Raw genomic sequence first — 2,539 nt, 5'->3', positions numbered from 1 at the left:
GCTCCCCCACCGACCGCACATCCAACTCCGCCAGCACGGAATCCGGGCGGTCGGCCAGAGCGGAGACGACGGTGGCGAGGCGCTCGGGGACGAGGCGCGCGGTGCTGTCCGCGTAGAGGTCGGTGTTGTACGTGAGGTAGCCGGTGATTGCGTCCTCGCCCTGCTCCAGGTGGAGCGAGAACTCGAACTGGGTGCCCGCCGGCGGAATGTCGAGCCGGGTGACGGCCAGGCCGGGCAGGTGCAGGTTCCGGGACGGCGTTTCGTTGAGGGCGAGCATCGTCTGGAACAGCGGGCTGCGCGCCTGGCCGTCGGCTGCGGGCGCCGCATGCCGGACGATCTCCTCGAACGGTGTCTCGGCGTGCTGGTGCGCCTCCACCAGGGCGTGGTGGGTGGCGCTCAGGGTCGCGGCGAGGGTGGCCTGCGGGTCCAGGGTCCGCCGGAGCGGCAGTGTGTTGGTGAAGAACCCCAGGATCTCGGCGGTGTCGGGGTGAGTACGGCCGCTGGTCGGGATGCCGATGGTCACGTCGTGGTTGCCCGACAGGGCGCCCAGGACGACGGTGACCGCGGTGGCGACCACGGCGAACGGGGTGGTGCCCGTGCTCCGTGCGAGCCGCCTGACCGTTTCGGCGTCCAGTTCGACGGGGACGGCCGCCCCGTTGTAGGTACGGCGGGCCGGGCGCGGGTGGTCGGTCGGGAGGTCCAGCGCGTGCGCCCCCGCGAGCCGCTCACGCCAGTGGACGAGCCCGGCGTCGTCCTCGGACACGGGTACGGCGGCCTGGGCGTGGGCGAAGTCGCCGTACTGGAGGGTTGGGGCCGACGCGAGGGGGCGGTCCTCGACGAGTGCCGCGTAGGTGTGGGCGATTTCGTCGAGGAGGAGGGTGAGCGTCCATCCGTCGGCGATGGTGTGGTGCAGGGACAGCAGGAGCAAGTGGGAGTCCTCGGACCGGGTGACGATCCGGGCGCGGAACAAGGGACCGTCGGCGAGGTCCACGGTGGATCGGCGCCAGTGCTCCAGCAGTTCGGCCTCGTCGTCCGCGTGGGCGGCGTCCGGACCGGTCAACGGCAGCGGATCCCCGCGCCAGAGCGGATGGACGACCTGGACGATCTCGCCGTCCTCCTCGCGCAGCGTGGTCCGCAGCACCTCGTGGCGGCGGGCGACCTCCTCGACGGCGGCTGCGAGTGCCGGGGCGTCGAGCTGACCGGACAGCCGGGCCCCGCCGTTGAGGGTGTAGGCAAGGTTGGCCTGGGGGTCCAGCGCGCACAGCAGCCAGAGTCGCTTCTGGCCGGAGGTGGCGGGGAGAGTAACGGTGCCGTCTGCGTTCGTGGTGCGCGGCGCGGCCGGGATGGGCCGGTGGCCGTCGCCCGATCGGGGCAGGTGGGCGGCGAGTTCGGTGAGTGTGGGGTGTTCGAACACGAGGTGCAGCGGAACGTGGGTGCCGAGCGCGGCACCGAGCCGGTGGGTGAGACGGGTGGCGAGGAGGGAGTGGCCGCCGAGGGCGAAGAAGTCGTCGTCGGCGCCGACTTCGGTGACGTCGAGGACCTCGCGCCATATTCCGGCGACGAGTTCCTCGGCCGGCCCGGCCGGAGCCCGATAGGCAGTGTGCCCGGCGCCCGGGTCCGGATCGGGAAGCGCGTTGCGGTCGATCTTCCCGTTCGGGAGGAGCGGGAACTCCTCCAGACCGACGAAGACCGAAGGAACCATGAAATCCGGCAGCCAGACACGCACATAAGAGGTCAGCTCGGCGGGAACCGCATCGCCCGGCTTGTTCGGTACTACGTACGCGACCAGGCGCAGCGATCCGGATACGTCTTCGCGGGCGACGACGACCGCTTCGCCCAACTGGTCGTGCCTGCGCAGGACTTCCTCGACCTCGCCGAGTTCGACCCGGTGACCACGCACCTTCACCTGACCGTCCGCACGGCCCAGATAGTCCAGCTGACCGTCCGGACGCCACCGCACCAAGTCCCCCGTGCGATACATCCGACCGCCCTCATCCGAGAACGGGTCGGGCAGATAACGCTCCGCCGTCAAAGAGGGGCGGGCGTGATAGCCGCGTGTGACGCCGGCGCCCGACAGGTACAGCTCGCCGACGGCACCGAGCACCACGGGGCGCAGATTCGCGTCCAGGACGTGGGCGGTCGTTCCGTCGACAGGACCGCCGATCGCCGTGCGCACGTCGCCCGCGACCGTCACGGCGTGGGTCGAGTAGGTGGTGTCCTCGCTCGGCCCGTAGAGGTTGTTGACCTCACTGATCACCGGGTGCGCATACAACTCCCGCACCAGCGCCGGTGCCAGAGGCTCACCCGCCAGATTCACCGTCGCCGCACGAGGCGGAACCGCACCCGCCGCCAGCAACTCCCGCGCCACCGACGGAACGGTATTCACCAGCGTCACACCGGTGTACCGATCCGGATTCGCGATCAGGTCCAGCGCACTGTCGGGTACCACATACACCGTCCCGCCCACCGACAACGGGGCGAAGATCTCGAACACCGAAAGGTCGAACGAGACAGAAGTCGCGGCCAGCGTCCCCGCCAA

Annotated in this window: 1 protein-coding gene; it reads right to left on the bottom strand. The window is 70.5% G+C overall.

The features are described 5' to 3' along the window. The coding region (locus GXP76_RS35110; RefSeq protein ID WP_242575665.1) for a condensation domain-containing protein at positions 1–2,467 on the bottom strand (2,467 nt) is incomplete at its 3' end. Positions 2,468–2,539 lie beyond the last annotated feature (72 nt).

Source organism: Streptomyces sp. NP-1717 (assembly GCF_022695985.1).
GTDB lineage: Bacteria > Actinomycetota > Actinomycetes > Streptomycetales > Streptomycetaceae > Streptomyces.
Note: the sequence above shows the minus strand (reverse complement) of the source record. Positions and strands in the feature narration are given on the sequence as shown.